1 pseudogene is annotated in these 238 nt (G+C 51.3%); it reads left to right on the forward strand.

Annotation, left to right across the window (positions count from 1 at the left end):
- Positions 1-69: 69 nt before the first annotated feature.
- Positions 70-238 (forward strand): annotated as a pseudogene (locus LKE08_RS29175) (calcium-binding protein); the annotation flags it as partial.

Below are 238 nucleotides of genomic sequence, written 5' to 3' on the forward strand. Positions count from 1 at the left end.
GCGGGAACCGACAATCAACTCTTTGGCGGCAAAGACGATGATATTTTGATCGGCGGTCGTCGGAGTATAATGTTTGGCGATCTCGGTGACGACCAACTTTTCTCGGGTATAGGCGGAGAGAATACCTTACTCGGCGGGGAAGGTTTGGATTACCTCGACGGTTCGGCGGGAACCGACAATCAACTCTTTGGCGGCAAAGACGATGATATTTTGATCGGCGGTCGTCGGAGTATAATGT

Origin of the sequence: Lyngbya sp. CCY1209, from assembly GCF_035615495.1 — a bacterium.
GTDB lineage: Bacteria > Cyanobacteriota > Cyanobacteriia > Cyanobacteriales > Microcoleaceae > Limnospira.